The sequence below is a fragment of the Myxococcales bacterium genome, from assembly GCA_016699535.1.
In the GTDB taxonomy this organism is placed as follows: Bacteria; Myxococcota_A; Polyangia; order Polyangiales.
Genome location: CP064980.1, coordinates 1147518 through 1164146 on the forward strand (window position 1 = coordinate 1147518; position 16629 = coordinate 1164146).

General features: G+C 51.8%; 17 protein-coding genes. 4 read left to right on the forward strand and 13 right to left on the reverse strand.

Annotation, left to right across the window (positions count from 1 at the left end; all coding sequences use genetic code 11):
- Positions 1–167 precede the first annotated feature (167 nt).
- On the forward strand, positions 168–803 hold the full coding sequence (locus IPJ88_05415; protein QQR91172.1) for a hypothetical protein: 636 nt from the start codon (positions 168–170) through the stop codon (positions 801–803).
- Positions 804–813: 10 nt separating this feature from the next.
- On the opposite strand, the gene IPJ88_05420 is transcribed toward IPJ88_05415, so the two are convergent.
- From IPJ88_05420 to IPJ88_05440, 5 genes are all read right to left on the reverse strand, one after another.
- Positions 814–2145 (reverse strand): APC family permease, encoded by a 1332-nt coding sequence (locus tag IPJ88_05420; GenBank protein QQR91173.1) that lies wholly within the window; start codon positions 2143–2145, stop codon positions 814–816.
- 97 nt (positions 2146–2242) lie between these two features.
- Positions 2243–2953, reverse strand: coding sequence for a hypothetical protein (locus IPJ88_05425; GenBank protein ID QQR91174.1), 711 nt, complete (start codon positions 2951–2953; stop codon positions 2243–2245).
- Between the two features lie 53 nt (positions 2954–3006).
- Positions 3007–3972 (reverse strand): hypothetical protein, encoded by a 966-nt coding sequence (locus tag IPJ88_05430; protein ID QQR91175.1) that lies wholly within the window; start codon positions 3970–3972, stop codon positions 3007–3009.
- Entirely contained in the window at positions 3954–4841 is an 888-nt protein-coding gene (locus IPJ88_05435; GenBank protein ID QQR91176.1) for a hypothetical protein, read from the reverse strand. Before IPJ88_05435 ends, IPJ88_05430 begins: the two co-directional genes overlap by 19 nt.
- On the reverse strand, positions 4736–5557 hold the full coding sequence (locus tag IPJ88_05440) for a hypothetical protein (protein QQR91177.1): 822 nt from the start codon (positions 5555–5557) through the stop codon (positions 4736–4738). Before IPJ88_05440 ends, IPJ88_05435 begins: the two co-directional genes overlap by 106 nt.
- Positions 5558–5732: 175 nt before the next feature.
- On the opposite strand from IPJ88_05440, the gene IPJ88_05445 reads away from it, so the two are divergent.
- Positions 5733–6977 (forward strand): hypothetical protein, encoded by a 1245-nt coding sequence (locus IPJ88_05445; protein QQR91178.1) that lies wholly within the window; start codon positions 5733–5735, stop codon positions 6975–6977.
- Between the two features lie 67 nt (positions 6978–7044).
- Here the strand turns inward: IPJ88_05445 and IPJ88_05450 are convergent, their stop codons facing one another.
- The 5 genes from IPJ88_05450 to IPJ88_05470 form a co-directional block, all read right to left on the reverse strand.
- Entirely contained in the window at positions 7045–7326 is a 282-nt protein-coding gene (locus tag IPJ88_05450) for a zinc ribbon domain-containing protein (protein ID QQR91179.1), read from the reverse strand.
- Positions 7327–7542: 216 nt separating this feature from the next.
- A complete protein-coding gene (locus IPJ88_05455; GenBank protein QQR91180.1) occupies positions 7543–8451 on the reverse strand; it encodes a hypothetical protein in 909 nt (302 codons plus the stop codon).
- 164 nt (positions 8452–8615) lie between these two features.
- A complete protein-coding gene (aroF, locus tag IPJ88_05460; GenBank protein QQR91181.1) occupies positions 8616–9638 on the reverse strand; it encodes a 3-deoxy-7-phosphoheptulonate synthase in 1023 nt (340 codons plus the stop codon).
- A gap of 49 nt (positions 9639–9687) precedes the next feature.
- Positions 9688–11658: a thioredoxin domain-containing protein gene (locus tag IPJ88_05465; GenBank protein QQR91182.1), complete on the reverse strand. Its 1971-nt coding sequence runs from the start codon at positions 11656–11658 to the stop codon at positions 9688–9690.
- 511 nt (positions 11659–12169) lie between these two features.
- A complete protein-coding gene (locus IPJ88_05470) occupies positions 12170–13237 on the reverse strand; it encodes a phosphotransferase (protein QQR91183.1) in 1068 nt (355 codons plus the stop codon).
- 50 nt (positions 13238–13287) lie between these two features.
- On the opposite strand from IPJ88_05470, the gene IPJ88_05475 reads away from it, so the two are divergent.
- Both IPJ88_05475 and IPJ88_05480 read left to right on the forward strand, forming a co-directional pair.
- Positions 13288–13962: a class I SAM-dependent methyltransferase gene (locus IPJ88_05475; protein ID QQR91184.1), complete on the forward strand. Its 675-nt coding sequence runs from the start codon at positions 13288–13290 to the stop codon at positions 13960–13962.
- 40 nt (positions 13963–14002) lie between these two features.
- A complete protein-coding gene (locus IPJ88_05480; GenBank protein ID QQR91185.1) occupies positions 14003–14215 on the forward strand; it encodes an STAS-like domain-containing protein in 213 nt (70 codons plus the stop codon).
- Positions 14216–14347: 132 nt separating this feature from the next.
- Here the strand turns inward: IPJ88_05480 and IPJ88_05485 are convergent, their stop codons facing one another.
- From IPJ88_05485 to IPJ88_05495, 3 genes are all read right to left on the reverse strand, one after another.
- Positions 14348–15505: an NAD(P)/FAD-dependent oxidoreductase gene (locus IPJ88_05485; protein ID QQR91186.1), complete on the reverse strand. Its 1158-nt coding sequence runs from the start codon at positions 15503–15505 to the stop codon at positions 14348–14350.
- A gap of 25 nt (positions 15506–15530) precedes the next feature.
- Complete coding sequence (locus IPJ88_05490) at positions 15531–16061, reverse strand: hypothetical protein (GenBank protein QQR91187.1); 531 nt, start codon at positions 16059–16061, stop codon at positions 15531–15533.
- 75 nt (positions 16062–16136) lie between these two features.
- Positions 16137–16589, reverse strand: a complete 453-nt coding sequence (locus IPJ88_05495) for a hypothetical protein (protein ID QQR91188.1) — start codon at positions 16587–16589, stop codon at positions 16137–16139.
- Positions 16590–16629 lie beyond the last annotated feature (40 nt).

The window sequence follows — 16629 nt, forward strand, 5'->3', positions numbered from 1 at the left end:
TTTGTCTTAATACTGTTCAGTTTAGGAATTTGTCATTGCGCAAGCACTTCCAATGTTTTTGATCATCTTTCTGAAACAGAGCGGCCGGTACTGGTGGCTCATCGAGGAGCAAGTGGTCATGCGCCGGAAAACACGTTAGCTGCATTCAGAAAAGCATTGAGCTTGGCGTGCCGGTAGCTGAATGTGATTTGTATCTAAGTGCCGATCAGAAGATCGTGGTGATTCACGATGAGACATTGGAGCGCACTACTGACGGGGACGGCAAAGTAAGCGAGCAAAGTTTGGCTTACTTGAAAACACTCGATGCAGGCCTTTGGTATTCGCCAGTATATCAACAAGAGCGCATTCCTGAACTGGGCGAACTTCTTGCTGTGGCAAAAGATAAACTCGTGCTGTTTTTGGAACTCAAGGACGGCGCGGGTATCGAAAAGAAAGTGCATATGTTGTTGAAAAAGCTTGATATGCAAGATGATGTGGCGATTTTTTCCTTTGATAAAGAACGTATCAAGCGTTCGAAAGAAATCAATCCTGATGTGGCCGCGTTATGGCTTGTGGCTCGACCAAAAGATGGTGGCTCGTATCAGATGGAGCTCGTCGATCAAGCAGTTGCGCTCGATGCTGATGCGGTGGGTTTGGATTTTCCCTATATCAACAAAGCTGTGGTTGACGCTGCGCATGAAGCTGGCCTTTATGTATACGCATGGACCGTTAACGATTCAAAGCAAGCGGTTTCGCTAAGCGCCATGGGCGTTGATGGTTTTATCTCGGACCTTCCAGATCAAATCGCAAGCAAGCAACACTGATAGCTTCTCGTCAGCTATCTTCTGAAGATGTGGCTAATGGATCAGGCATGGCGCTTTTTCTTACATAGAGGTAAAAGCTAAAACATGCCAAAATTGTCAGAATTGAGGCTAAAAAACTGACAGGATTGGCAGAAATTGAGCGAAAAACTACCCAAGCCATGAGCGCAATGAAGAACGCTGGTGTAGCCGGATAGCCCAAGCAGCGATAGGGCCTTGGCTGATCTGGCAGGCGTTTTCGAAGTACATAGACACCCGCCACGGTGATAGCGGAAAAGACAGAAAGCAAGGTTCCAACGTAAACCAGCAGTTGCTCGAAGCTTGCACTAAGAATCATGAGTATGGCGGCACAGGACTGAAGCAGCGAGGCTCGCATCGGGTTGCTGTGCTTGTCTTTGCGAATCAGCCAAGCAAGCTTTGAGTAGTTGCGGCCAACGGCTTCATACACACGAGGGCCGGTGACCATGTAAGCGTTGGCGGTGGAGATGAGCCCTAAGGCTATGACGACGGACATCCAGTAGCCGGCTTCTTTTCCAAACAAGGCGCTGGCCGAGACATGGCCGATCTCAATCACGCCTTTTAGATCTGCGATGGGTGCGGAAGTTAAAAACACATAGTTCAATAGCAGATAAACAAGAGTCACTCCGCCGGTTCCAAGTGCAAGTGAAAGGGCAATGTTGCGTTTGGGGTTTTTGAGTTCGCCTGCAATGTAGATTGCAGCGTTCCAACCGGTATAAGCGTAGCTGACGGTGATGATGGCCGAGGAAAACTGTGGCGAAAAAAGCGTAGCACTATCAAAACTTGCCAAAGGTGATGGACCGATATGTCCTTGCGTAAAACCCACCAACACAAAAGCTAGAATGAGGGCGATTTTGATGAAGGTGAGTAGGTTCTGAAAGCGTGCTGCAACCACGTCTTTGCTAAGTTGAAACAAGGTAATGATGGCGAGCAATACAAAGGCATACTGTAGCTCGGATAAAGATGCGTTCAGACGGTGTGCGTAGTGGCCAAACGCAAGGGTTGCAATGGCCACCGGTGCCGTGAACCCTGCAATAAAGGAAGTGCATGCGGCCATAAAGCCGATGGCTGGATGATAGATTTCTCGAAGCAGTGCGTATTCACCGCCATTGCGAGGAAACATGGCTGCAAGCTCTGCATAGGAAAGTGCTCCGCAAAAAGCGAGCAAACCACCCAAGAGCCAAACCAATAGCACGCTGGCAATGCTTCCTAGATCCTCGAGCAAAATGCCTGATAGCGTAAATACGCCCGTACCAATCATGCTTGCAACCACAAGCAGAGTCGCTGTGCTCAAACTCTGCCGTCGGTCGAGAACGCTGATACCCATCGAAGGCTCCCTAGCTCTGCAAGGGTTTTAAGCGGAGGTTGCTAACGGCGCTATCCCGCACGTTGCATGAAGGCAGATTCAAGGATGCCCCGTGTTTTTAGCGACGTCGACGACGGGGAGTAGTAGTTGTAGCGCCTTCGCTTGCTGAAGGAGCGCCGCCGCCGCGAACGCGTGCTTGCCGAGCGCGAACCTCGGTGGTTTGGCTGAACCAGCCACCGGTGAGCACGTCGAGAAGCGCGGTAAACTCATCAATACGAAGTTTCAAAGCTTCACGTGCGACCTCATCCTCGGGGGGACGAAGCAAAAGACGCAAAAGCAACTGGCGCCTTAGGTAGTAAGTACGCGTGGCTTCCAAGAGCAAGTCACGTTGCACACCGATAATACCGTAAACCTGAACCTCCGCAGGGTTGAAGACAAGCTCGCGTAAATCCCACACCGCACCGATCGTGAAAGCATGAGCTTGGGAGTTGGTGTTCTCGTCGTTTTGACGAGGCGCGGTTTGAACCTGTTGCTCAAAGCGTGAGTAATCACTTGTATCAAAACGATAACCGCCGGCGAGCAAAGGTAGAGCTGCACGATGCCGAGCTGCTTCACGCATGCCATCGAAGTTTTCGGGACTGACGCGGAAGTACTCAAGGGTCTGCCTCACGACCTCTGCAACCTTGGGCTCATAACGCAAACGCTCACGTGCATTTTCAAGATCAAAGGTGGCTGCGCCTTGAGCCAATGCGTTGAGCGGGAAAAGCAAAGCTCCAAGTAGCACGAACAACAATAAAACAACTGGCTTCTTGATGATTTTTGCTTTCATGGTCATGGAAACTAACTTTCCCAGGCCCCTTAGGCAAGGCCTGACTTTTGCTTTTACGGAGCTGGGCTACCCACCGTAATCTGTAGCCGATAGTCGTTGGTATCGCTATTAAGTCCAAAAACTCGTAGCCGATAGGCACCGCCCTGGGCTGGCGCTACGGTGTGTGTAATGGTCTTGGTTGCGGTTGAGCTAATCTTGGTCGAACTGATGGGCTGGAGTTGGCTGTTCGGGCTAAGAAGTTCAGCATAGAGAGCTGGGCTGTTGTAGTTTAGCGCGATGGTCACCACGATTTGCTCGCCAGCTTCTGCATCGATGATGAAATAGTCGTTGTCTGCTGGGCAAATGGTCAGATCGTAGTTTTGCCCTTCAGCTGGACGGATGGCCGAAGAATAGGTGTCATTTTGCTGGCTTTCTCCGCCTACATCAAAACCGTCATCGTAACAGTCAATGCATTGAGGGTCGTCGCCGTCAACGTAGGAGTTGCAGTTATCACTGACGCCATTGTTGCAGTCTTCGATGACGTTTTCGCATGCGCTGGGAGATAGGCCCCGACAAGTCTCAATTGCTTCGGTAAAAATAGGATCAGGCGGCGGGCTATTGGGGTCAATTTTGACACTCAGCGACACCGATGGCGAAAATTGGCTTCCATTGTAACCTGTGACGAGTAAGTCATATTGTGCCGGAGGCAGATCCGTAAGGTCGACACAGAAGCTACCATCCGGAAGAGTCCGCGAGGTGCGGTTGGTCGTTCCCTCGATCAAGACATCACTCGCCCCTGGAGCGAGGCCAGAAATACTAATCACCGAGTAGGGAATGGTAATAACGGTCCCTTCAGGCGCTGGCAAGCCAAAGACATGGTTGATTGTCGGAGCATCTAAGGTTTGCTCGGCGTCCGGCCCAAGCGTAGGTGCCGGCGGCAAAACAGATCGCACGGGGCGTTTTGCTTGGGCACCACATCCTAAAACAAACAATGCTGCAATTGTGCTCAGCGCGGCTTTTCTTAGTACTGGTAGTTGCATGGTGGTATCAAACACGCTGGCTCATCTAAGCCTTCGGCCTCCATAAGTTCGAAAGTGGTATCATCAAAGCATTGCTCGCCGAGTGCAAGAGAAAGATTCCATTTCCACTCATCGACCAGGAAATCACCTACCACATCTTCGACCTCGCCGCAGCTGTTGTACATCACTAGCGAGACATTTCGAACCATACGGACCGGCTGCAAGAAAAATACGCCATAGGTATAGGAGATGATTTCACCGCCATAGGATTCATTCGTTTGCTTGGTTGAACTCACGGTATCGCTCACAGCCCCAGCATCTTGGCGGGTGCGTGTTTCAACATCCGTGGTGGTGTCGGTAGTCACCTCACTTGTCGAAAGCGAGTCTGAGTTCGACGTGCTGTTGGCTTGTTGGTTGATTGCGGTATTTCCACAGCTTGGTGCGGCTGCAAATTTGAATGATTGAACACCAAAGAAACTCGTGTTTGACTCAGCGGTGCCGCCTAAAGCAACAACAACGTTGTTACCTGTGGTAACACCAACTTGATCCCCCGTGGAGTTGGTCTGCACGGTGCCAATTTGATCCGCTGTGGATATACTATGGCTTGATGAGAAGCTGTCTGACCAGCTTACGCTTGTGCTTACTGCACGCGTATCTGAATAGCTCTTACCGTAGGTGACCTGGCGATTGTTTACGCCACCATACATGCAGCCTGAGGTATTAATCGGACTAAGGATTTCAGCGACGCGTAGGTTACCGTTGTAGACGGCATCAAGTAGGCGTTTTACGCCAACCGAGAAAGCCGTGGTGATGCTTTTCCCGCTCGCGTCTGTGGCAACAATGTGGAAAATCGCAGCGTAGCTACCAAAATCGCTAGGCACCTTCCACATGCGAAGCTCACCGTTGCGGCCGAGGGTGTGTAAGTTGCTCGATACAGCTGCTGAAATTGGAGTGGTTGATAGTCCGCATTGCCTTCAAGTTGAGGGGCGGTCACGCTGTAATCAAAACGTACGGGCTCAAACCCTATGGCTTCGACGCGAAGGATATAACTTTGTTGTTCAAACCCGCGTTTAACCCAGTCACCGCAGATGCCAGTGCCATCATCGTTTGGAAAACGGCGCGGCAAAAACTGCGCGACGCGAATAGATGGCTTAACCCGTAACGATGTGGTGATAGGAGCTGGATCGTTTAGAGGCGTACCATCGCCACGTAGACGTACGCGAGCTGAAACCGTGCCTTCGAACACGCCTGTGCCATGACCAAAAGGATTTCTCGCAGGTCCAAGGCCGCCCCAAGAGGCTTCTGTTGCGCTTTGACGATTAAGGATGACTTCTTCATCCACGGATTGGCTGCTGCCATCATCGCCGATAAAATCACCTTGGAAGACCAAGTGAAGCTGTCCGACAGAATCTTCTGGGAAGTTTTCGCCGATAACCCGAACTGGAGTGCCTAAGGTTGCTTCATCAGGCGTAATCATACGCACATGGGGCAAAGCAACGTTGTCCTCCGCAGGGCCCGTAGATACAGCACAGGCGGAAGCAAAAGTAAGGCTGACAAGAACAGCTGAAATGGTGAATGATTTCAAACTAAACCTGATTTGTGTCATGAATCTACGCTCCTTGTGCTAAACAGTATGCAAATATCGATCCGTTCCTTGCCTCTGTTCACATCCCGCCCTGGAATGGTATTTGCTAAGGAAATGTATGCGCAAGGCTTTTGAAAGAAAAAGAAGAAAAATATAGTGTTTTCAATAGCTTTTGAGTCAAATTAGGAATCAAATCATGATAAATTCACCACAAAAACTCTTCTTGGGTGCCTCTCAGAGCCTGCTTTTTACCCTGCTAGTGGGGGCAATTGCCTCCTGTGCTGGGAACAGTAGACCCCATGATCTGGTACCTACAGACCTCAGTAACTTCGTGTGCGACCAGGAAGATCGGCCCTTCGGCTATGAGTGGTGTCCGGATCCAGCGACCGGTGAAGATGCCTGCGTTAACGTTCTGGAGACCTGGGCTCACTGTAACGGTTGCAACCAACCCTGTGCTGAGGGCCAGCTTTGCGACCAGGGCAGCTGTGTTGCCGACTGTGGCGATGGCATCCGAGTGCCCTGCGACGGAGCATGTATCAATCCTTACGACAGCACAGCCCATTGTGGCGGCTGCCCAGGCGTCCCAGTTGACCTTGCCGCAGGCGAAATCTGCCTCGATGGTGTTCCTAGCTGTCCTCCAGGCACGGACAAATACCAAGGCGTATGTGTTGCCATTGGCAACAATGATCATTGCCTAGAAGCCGGCGATCGCTGTGGTCAGGACGAGGAATGCACCTCGAGTGGCTGTCAGTCGATCTACGAAGCTGAGATTTGCAACGACAGCATTGATAACGACGGCAACGGGCTAAAAGACTGCGCCGATGTTGATGCGTGCTGCAATCAAACTGTTTGTTATAACGATCCCGCTTGCGATCCACCGATTACCGCTGAGATTTGCACCGACGGACTAGATAACGACCAAAACGGCAAGATTGACTGTTATGACACGACGGTATGTTGCTCGAATGCAGCTTGCACAGGCCATTCTGCTTGCGGTGGTGGAGGTAATCCTCCTCCCCCTCCTCCTCCTCCTGGTCCGACCTGTGAACTCAATCCGGGAAATTGTAAGCTCGGGACCATCACGGCGATGTGTTACAAGCTTCCAGTTGGCACATCGCAGCAAAACTCACTTCAGAACAATGGTACTTCTGTGCAAGATACAGTCGACTGCTTTCAGATCACCAATATCAGCAGCTCGACGGTTACTGTGACGGTTAGCAATATTCCGAGTGGACATGACTACGACCTTTTTGTTTACAAAGAGTCCTCTGCCAATTCGTATTGTTCATCAAGTTCGATTGGAAGCGATACGGGTTCAGGCTCAAGTCGCTCGGTGACGATAACAGGTGCCAATACCGGCACGATTGCGGTGCGGTTGGTTCGACAAAATAGTGGTACCGAAGCTGAGTGTGCAGGCCTTTACACCATCAGCGCAAACTGAATGAAAAAGCTGTGTCGCGCAGGCCTTATTCCCAGAGGAATACGGGGCTTGTGCGCCATGGCTTAACTTACGCGTCTTTTTTGCCGCTGCTTTTTGTGCTGGTTTTGGCTGGCGCAGGCGTACTTGCTTTGCTGCTTTTTGTGGACGAGGAGCTGCTGGCGGGGGGTGGAGAGCTGTAAAGGTCTGAGTACCAACCGCCACCTTTTAGGATGAAGTTGCCCTGGGTGATTTGGCGGCGTGCTTTGGACTTGCCGCATTTTTTACACTTCTTGTTGGGTTCATCGCTGATGCGCTGTTCAAGTTCGTATTCAGCGCCGCAGGCCTCACAAATGTATTCGTAAGTTGGCATAGTTAGGGTTACCTTCTGGTTGTTGGCGAAGACATTCTGCGAGATTCTTCTATCCGCGGCTTACGGCCTCGCCGCTCCTCGTCCGGTACCTCAGTACCATCCTCGTTGCGGCTGCGGGCGCGCTCGCGCCTAGAAAAATCTCGCAAAATGATTTGTCTTGAAACCATTGCATATCGATCTGTGTTGAAAAAAAGAATGTCCATCTGAAAACAGGGGTTAGTTTTCAAACTTGTCTTTGTCTTCATCGCCTGGGATGGCTAGTTTGCGGGTCCAAAGGATGGCGTCTTTGCGCTCGCCTTTATCGACAATGCCTTTGGCTAATAGCCCAGTTTTGCGGAAGCCGGCTCCGGCATAGGCAGTGGCCAAAGCCACATCGTCACTTGCAGCAAAGCCAAAGGCCGAGATGATGCCGCGGCGCTTAAGTTCTTCGGCAAAGGTTTGAAGGGCGCCGCAGACGGCAATCATCTCTTGATCGTCTTCAGGGCTGCGCAACACTTCAATCAGCGAGTGACCAAAACAGTCTTGGTATTCGGCAGTGATGTAGTTTGGTTTACGCTTGGAGTTTTTCCCGCCTACGACAGCTTCAACGTACAAACGCTCGACGCCGCGACCAAAGGTGTCAAAGGAGCCGACTCCTATGCCTTTTTTCCAAACTTGATCGCGCGCGCTGTGTGCGGCTTTTTCTTCGACGACTTTGAGAGCGACCCCGGTGATGGGGTCGGGAATCTGGTTGGCGGCGCGCTTAGCAGCGTTTACGGTGCGCTCGGCTTGCTTGAGGCTCTCATCGTCCATTTCGATGGATGCGGTGCTGTCGTTTACGACGCAGCCGAGTAAATGCCCGTCGCTGCGCTTATAAAAGCCTGGAATTTGGCCTTCCCGGATGAAACCCACTTTTGTCCAGGACGAAACCTCGTCTTTTTCAACCAAAGTAATGATTTTCTCCACGCCTTCTTTTTGAGCGACGGATTGAATGAAGAGGCGCTTGGCGGGCAGGGCTCCGGCGCGAAAATCGATGACCCGGATAGTGCGGGTCCGGCGGTTCAGAACAAGACACAAGTAGGCGTTATCGCTACGGAAATGAAGTTCTTCGACAATTGGTTTCTCGGCGGTGCGTGTTCTTGGCATAAATTCCATTCCGGCGTGCTAGCTTTTGTAACTACTCAAAGAAACATCGACAAAAGCCAGTTTATTCGCGTTTTTCTTGGATTGTTCCCAGAAATTTCTGAGGAGGCACTTTAATGTCGCGCAGGGCAAGTGTCAATCAAACGATCGGGCCTTTTTTGGAAAATCTAATGACCAGCCAACGGTCGGTTGAGTGCCTTTGACAGGGCTTTTAGTTCGGCCATCATCTCGGAAAACTGAGCGAAATTCAATGATTGCGGGCCATCGGATAATGCATGGGCAGGATCGGGGTGCACTTCGACCATGATGCCGTCGGCTCCTGCGGCGAAAGCGGCTCTGGCCATGGCAGGAACGCTTTTGGCAATGCCGGTGCCATGCGATGGGTCCACGATTAGCGGCAGATGGGTCATTTCTCGCAGGCTTGGCAAAATACCGAGATCGAGGGTGTTACGCGTGGTGGTCTCATAGGTACGAATGCCTCGCTCGCAGAGCATGACATGCAGATTACCGCGCGCCGCGATGTACTCAGCCGACATGAGCCACTCTTTGACGGTGGCGCAAAGGCCGCGTTTGAGCATCACGGGTTTATCTTGCTCGCCCACGGCTTCAAGCAAGGAATAGTTCTGCATGTTGCGGGCGCCGATTTGCAGAATGTCCGTATGGGCTACAACCTTTTCAAGACTCTCAACGTCTTTGACTTCAGTGATGATCGGTAGGCCCGTTTGGTTGCGCGCTTCTTCTAAAAGCTTCAGACCGTCTTCTTTTAATCCCTGAAAAGCATAGGGGCTACTGCGAGGCTTAAATGCGCCGCCGCGCAAAATGGCTGCTCCGTGTTGTTTGACGTGTTTGGCCGTGGCAAGGATTTGCTCTTTGGATTCAACCGCACAGGGTCCAGCCATGACGGTAAAGTGGCCGCCACCAATCTGGATGCTGCCCGCTTTGATGATGCTGCCCTCCGGACGCGCTGAACGACCGACAAGTTTGTAGGGCTGCGTGACAGCAATGCATTCAGAAACGCCTTGCAGAACTAAAAAAGGCTCGGGATCAACCGGGCCTTCGTTGCCAGTGATGCCGATCGCCGTGTGTGACTTACCGGGGATGGCATGGGCTTGATAGCCCAATGCCTCCACGGTTTTAATCACATCGTTAACCTGGGCGTCTGTCGAGCCAGGTTTGAGCAATATGAGCATCGACTCTTTTGCCTACGACTTTTCTTTTAGCGCAGCATCGATCGCGCTCTTAAACGCGTCGATCGGTTGTGCGCCTTGTATCAGCTTGCCGTTGATGAAAAAGGCAGGGGTTCCGATTTGAGCGCCCGCTTGTCTTACAGCATCCATGTCTTGCTGAACTGCAGCGCGATGGGTGTTGCTGTCCAAGGCTTTTTTTGAAGCGCGCCATATTGATGCCGCCCACTTGTGCTGCATATTTTTCAATGTTTTCTCGGCTAAGTGACTGTTGGTTTTCAAACAACAGGTCATGAAAAGCCCAGAACTTTTGAGGGCCGCCTTGTGCAAGCACTTCGCGTCCTGCTTCGGCAGCAGGCATGGCGTTTTGATGAAAGGGTAGCGGATAGTCGCGCCAAATAAGCTCGACCTTTCCGTTATACTCTTTCATGAATTGATCGATGGTGGGCTCAACACGTTTGCAAAAAGGGCACTGAAACTCACTGAAGATTTGGATCTGTACCGGTGCTCCGCTTTTACCCATGCGTGGTGCTTTGGCTGGAGCTTTGATGGCATAGACTTTGTCGGCATCAGGAGCAGCCTGGCTTGGAGCAGCAGCAGCGGCCTTGACCCCTGTTTGGCCGTTTTTGATCGTCTCTTCATAGATGTTTGCGCGAGGCGTTCCGGCTTTGACCTTGGCTTCAGCTTTCTTCAGCTCTTCGTCAATGACCGATTTGAACTGCTCAAAGGGTTGAGCGCCGCGTAGGTTTCGTCCGTTGATGAAGAAACTTGGCGTGCCCGATGCACCAAACTGCCGTGCCATGGCTTGCTCGGCTTCGACAGCTTTTTGGTGCGTGTGGTTATCCAGTGCCTTTTTGAACGCAGCCATGTTGACCTTCTTACCGCCCACATTAAGCGCAGCGGCGTACTTCTCTAGGTCAGGACGGCTAAGTGCTTTTTGGTTTTCAAAGAGCACATCGTGAAACGCCCAAAAACCTTTATCACCAAGCTGTGCTTGAACTTCCATGGCGGCTTCCGAAGCAGGCATGGCGTTTTGGTGGAAGGGTAGAGGGTTGTGTTTAAACGCAACTCTTACGTTCTTGCCGTAGGTCTTCTGGACTTGTTGGATGGTCGGCACCACACGGCTGCAAAAGGGGCATTGAAATTCGGAGAACTCAATAATGGTGACCAATGCGTCTGGTGCGCCTTTGATAGGTGATTTGCCAACTGGCACTTTGTAAACGGCGTTGGGATCAGGCTGCCCTGGTCTCTGTGGCTGTTCAGGAGCGGGCTTCTCAGCTGCAGAAGCCAAAGCATTTTTCATGAAGGCTGCATAGACTTCATCACGATCAACGCCTGCCTTCATCAAGCCTTCAGCGCGGGTGATCTCATCGTCGATGACTTCCTTGAACTTCTCATAAGGCTGAGCGCCCATAAGTTGCCTGCCGTTGATGAAAAAACCGGGTGTGCCGCGAGCGCCCATTTTGGCAGCAAGCGCGATGTCTGCATCAATCGCTTCTTTGTGCTTGTTGGTGTCCAAAGCTTCTTTGACTTTGGCTAAATCAAGACCGGCTTGCTTGGCGTAGTTTTCCAGATCGGGGCGGCTAAGTGCACGCTGATTTTGGAACAAAAGGTCATGTACTTTCCAAAAAGCTTTATCCCCACCTTGAGCCTGTGCTTCATTGGCAAGCACAGCAGCGGGCGTAGCGTCTTTGTGGAAGGGTAGCGGGTTGTCGCGCCAGGTGATTTGAACCTTGCCTTTGTACTCGTCTAAGATCTGCGCGACGGTTGGATTAACACGTGAGCAGAAGGGACACTGAAAGTCCGAGAACTCAACGATGGTGACGAGAGGATCATCGGCGCCTTTCTTTGGGGCGTTTTCGTCCACAGGAATATTAAAACGCTCGATGCCTTCTTCGTTGGCGATGGTTTCAGCTTCGGCGGACAGCTCAGCAGAGCTACCAAACTTGCCGGCTGTAAGATTTCCAATCAAGAGGCCTCCGACAAAGGCCATTAAAGCTACAATGGTTGCAGAACCTTTACTCATGTATTCACTCCCCAAGATCCAAGACCATGCAAAGTGCATGGTGATTTGAGACTAAGATGTAAAACTCGGCATTAGGCAGAGCCCTACGATTGACCGCAGTCTATGCACTCCGCCATTAAGAGCAAGTCTTCGGATCGTATTCGTACACGATGTTTTTGTTTGCAAGGGCTTTTCACGAGCTTTTCCTGGCTCCGGCTTACCTCCTCGCTCCTCGTCGGCAAGTACCGGTGTACGTGCCTCCTCGTCGCTGTGGGGGCGCTCGGACCCAGAAAAAGCTCGTGAAAAGGTATGTTTGCGAGAAAAGTTATCAAGTATAGACAGCCAGTGCTCTGATCGGAAAGGATTGATCCGTCTCGCCGCAATGAAGACGCGAGCTGCGGCGTCCGAAAACCTTGAAATATTCGCGATATTACTGCGCTTTTCTTCCTTGCATCTCCCACCTTCACTTTGCGATCTCGGCTCAATACCTTCCAATCAGAGCACTAGGCTACTCGTAACAGCTCGAGGAAATTTACCTGGGGTAGTTGGGCAGGTATTTCTGCAGAAACTGCTCGAGTTTGGCTAGTTCGGGAATTTGGGTGAGGGCCGCTTTGACTTTTGTGAGGCTTGGTTCGTAATAGGGCAGAAATGTTGGGTTTTTTTTGACCCGATCGATGAAAATAAAGCGTCCAGCGTCCTTGAGTTTGCGCTGAACGCACATCCACCAAAAGTCTTCCTCATAGCACTTTGCCGCAATTGCATCGAGTCCAAGCTGTCCGGTGGCCTCCTTTAATAGCGAAAGCTGCTCGTCCATGGTCAAAGGGATATAGGAATCGGCAAGCAGCGCGACAAGGTCATAGACTCGCGGTCCTAAAAGAGCGTCTTGAAAATCGAGGATAACCCAAGGTTCTGGCTCCCGGTCTGGGCAGTGCATCAGGTTTCGCGACTGGTAGTCTCGGTGGCAAAAGCCTTGAGGAATCTGGCTTATTCTATCGACTATCTGGCGAGAAATAGCATCGAATGTCTCTTTCGCCGGGGGTGGTAGAGGTCCATGCAGAGCTTCAAGGCCCCATTCGCGAAAGTGCTCTAGCTCCCAGTGCAAAAGCTCTGGACTAAAGCTGCGTTGGTAGGCAATTGAACCGGAGTCTGCTTCGCGCAGTTTGTCATGCATACGAAGAAGCAGCGTGATCACTTCTTTATAGATCGTCGCCCATTGATCGCGTGGGCTTTTTGAGAGCTGGGCTTCGAGGGTTGTATCACCCAAGTCTTCAAGCAGAAGAAGCCCTTCTGCCTTGTTGATATGAACCAATTGGGGCACGGGCAGTCCGCGTTTTTGCATCAAGCGGGTTACATCAATGAACGGCAACTCACTTGGCACAGGGCCGCTGCTGACTTCTTCAGCTTTAACATCCATTGCTGGCAGTTGCATGACAATGATGCTCGCAGGCACTGCCTCGGCGCCACCTTCAAGGCTCACGCGGTAGTATCGCCGGCTTGAAGCGTCTCCTTTTAGGGCAACGATCTGCTTGACAGCTACCCCTGTCCAACCCAAATCGAGTAAGCTTGTCGAAAGCATCTCGCTGCTAAGTGCGCCGCTCATAAGAAGGGAGCTTAGAAGGAGATGTTAATTTCGCCAAATTGTAAGCCACCATGTTTAATGCAGAACACGATCGAGCGATAATACAAGAGATAGCCGAGGCGCTTTGCCCTGAATTGCCCGATAAACCCACGCTTGTTGATCTCTCAAAGTTTGTTGAACTTGCTGCAAATTGGGATCGTGTGCACGATCTTACCGCGGCCAAAAGCCCAGAAGCACTTGCTGAAATCCTATGCGCCGATGCCTTTGTGCTCGCGCGGCATCCTTCTCTAAGCCAAGGCTTCTCTGTGCTTGATGTGGGTTCCGGCGGCGGAGCGCCTGCCATACCGCTTGCTTTATTGCGCGAGGATTTGAAGTTCACTCTTTATGAGAGCCGACAAAAACGCGTTGCCTTTATGCGTTTGGCGATCGGTTCGCTTCAGATCCATGAGCGCGTTAAAGTTATCCAAGGCCATCTCGATCCCGATGCACCACAAGTCAGCGGCATGCCTTTTGATCTCGCTATGTCGCGCGCTACTTTCTCGCTTGAGCAATGGATGCGAACAGGCCTCTTGATGGCTCCGCGCGTTGCGCTCTTTGCCGTCAACGATCACGATTTCGCTCCTGTGCCCGAGGGCTATCAAGCCAGTGATCTGCCCTACACCTTGCCCATTTCAAAAGCCCCCCGCCTGATCCGAGTGCAGTACGAGTCGGGGAAGCAGGGGCTGAAATCGTCAATTGACGATTAATCCAGGCTGAGCTATCTTTCAATTTTGTATTGAATTTATTATGTATTTAGTGCTGATCGTCAAGATGCCGGTTGACGTTAAAGCGCTCATTCTGGACTTTGACCGTGTGCATAGTGTCGGGCAGGGATGTGCTGATGAAGTGTTTCGCGTCTGGCACAAGCGTTTCCCAAACATCAAGCTCACCGCAATCAACATGTCCGAAGAAGTCACCTTCATGATCGAGCGAGCTCGCGCATTTCAGTTTTCGATCTAGCTTTTTGAAACGATACGGCGGATGAATTTGGGTTGAATTAGAGCCCAATAAAGGCTCCACCTTTTACTTTACGCTGCCCATAAGAGACACCAATTAGCCACCAAAGCTACGGAGGGCTTTTGGGAAATGGCGTCAACTCGCTTTTGTTTTTGGAAGCTTGGGTTGGTATTGCAGAATGCGGCTAAATAGCGCGGGCGCATGGAAAAGCAGTGCGTGCGCCGAGCGAGCCACGGCGGGATAGCGCGCCATGAGCAAAGCAGAGTTTGCAAGGACGTAATAGGGTCGGCGAATGGTGGTTGAGGCTTCGGCATAGGCGCGAAGTTGGTTCGCGCAAAGCGGGCCTTGGCCGCTTCGAAGCAAGGGCACGACATGCGTTTCAAGGCTCAAGGCTTCTGCGGTCGCAAGGCTGATGCCTTCTCCGGTGAGTGCATCTAAATATCCCGCGGCATCACCTATTAGGACCAGGCCATCGTCGATTACGCTGCTGACGTCTTGTTTCATCGGGCCAGCAGCAAGAGCTGGGCCGATCGGCGCATGACCCTTAAGTTTTTCCGCCAATGCAGGGAAGTCGAGATCAATGGACGGTCGTGGACTACTGCGGCGGGGCGAGCTTTGATGAAACTCGCGTTTAAAAAAGTCTGCATCCCATAGCAATGCAACGCCAATGAGCCTTGGTCCCAATGGGGTCACGTAGGCTTCGGCGCCTTTGGACCAAAACACTTCAACGTAGTTGCTCCAAGGGCAGAGCTCAAAGTGCTGACGCATGCCAAAACGTGCAAGCCCTTTGCTTGGACGCGTGAGCCCCGCCCAGCGCCGTACTTTGGAATGCAAGCCATCGGCGCCTATCACGAGCCGAGCAGTTAGCCGCGACTGTCCCACTTCAAGTTCAATGCCCTGAGGTTGTCGCTGAATAAGGCGCACAGGCTGCCCGAAACGCATCTCAAGCGTTTTATGGTGCGCGGCTGCCGCGTGCAGCGCTGCGGAAAGATCTTTACGCTGCATGCCGATGCCGTAGCCCGATAGAAAGTCTCCGGTGGCCACTGCGCCTTTAGCGGATAGATAGCGAACACCTGAAAAACGATGATGCTCGTATGCTTCAAGTTCGACACCCAACGCACGAAGGTGCGAGACCCCGGTGGGCATGATGCCTTCGCCGCACGCTTTGTCGATTGGCGGCGAGGTGCGGTCACACAGCATCGTACGCAAGCCCTGACGTGAGCAAACAATTGCGGCAGAAAAGCCTGCGGGTCCCGCGCCAACCACCACTACGTCCACGCTCTTTGCGGGCATCGCTAGGCCTCCTTGCTTATCGCCCTTACCACTGCATGAGCACGAACTCTGCACAAAAGCCCGGTCCAAGAGCGAGCATCACGCCGTAACTTCCAGCGGCCGGCGCCAAGTCATTCACCGTGCGGCAATACACATCGAGCACGGAAGCTGAGGAAATATTGCCGATCTCACGAATGCTTTGCTGCGAGTGTTGCAGCGCATTAGGATCCAGTTCGAAGGATTTCTCAAAGGCGGTCATTATTTTGGGGCCCCCGGGATGGGCAATCCACGTCGCAATATCTTTGATACTCAAGCTGTGTTTTGCCAAGAAGCTCTCAAGACGCGGGCGGACAAGCTTCTCTGCGATACGCGGCACCTCAGAGCCAAGCACGACATGAAAGCCATCATCGCCAATGGCCCATCCCATCGCATGTTCCGTATCGGCAAAAAATGCCGACTCGGTCGCCACAATGCTCGGCCCAGCTTTTTCTGCCTGCGGATGATCCTTGCCCACCATCAATAATGCCGCTCCGCCGTCACCAAAAAGCGCGACCGAAATCAGGTTTGCAATGGACATGTCTTTCTTTTGAAAAGAGAGCTAACAAAGTTCTACAGAAAAAAGCACCGCTGCTTCATCAGGATGGCCTTCTAACTATTCGCCAACGCGTGAAACACCCGCTACGCAGCTAGCGCAACCAAAACCAAAAAGCGGCATCCGCTTAAGCTCGGCCCGAAAAGGCATTTGATTCATGAGTTGTGCGTCAATGGATGGAATAGCGATCCCGGTCACCGTACTAAAGGCCATCAAAGAAATATCAGATGCATCCATTTCTGCTCGTCCGAACAAAGCTTGCAGTGTCTTTTTGCCGAGCCCCAGCGCGCTTTTACACCACTGTGCGTTCGCCTGGCCAAAGCCTGAAATCTCGGCGTATTGCTCCAAAGGCAAACTAAAAAATCGACCTTCTACGCCGACACGTTCAAACCATCGCTCTAGCGATGAGGCAGCAGAGCCCTCGTTCCACACAAGGCGCGCCGCCTCAAGAATTTGCGATTGCGTATAGTAGTGCGGCGGAAATTCACTTACGGAGCTTACAATTTTAACCAAAAATCTTCTCTTTTATTCCATGTCGTTTGCTGTAAACACG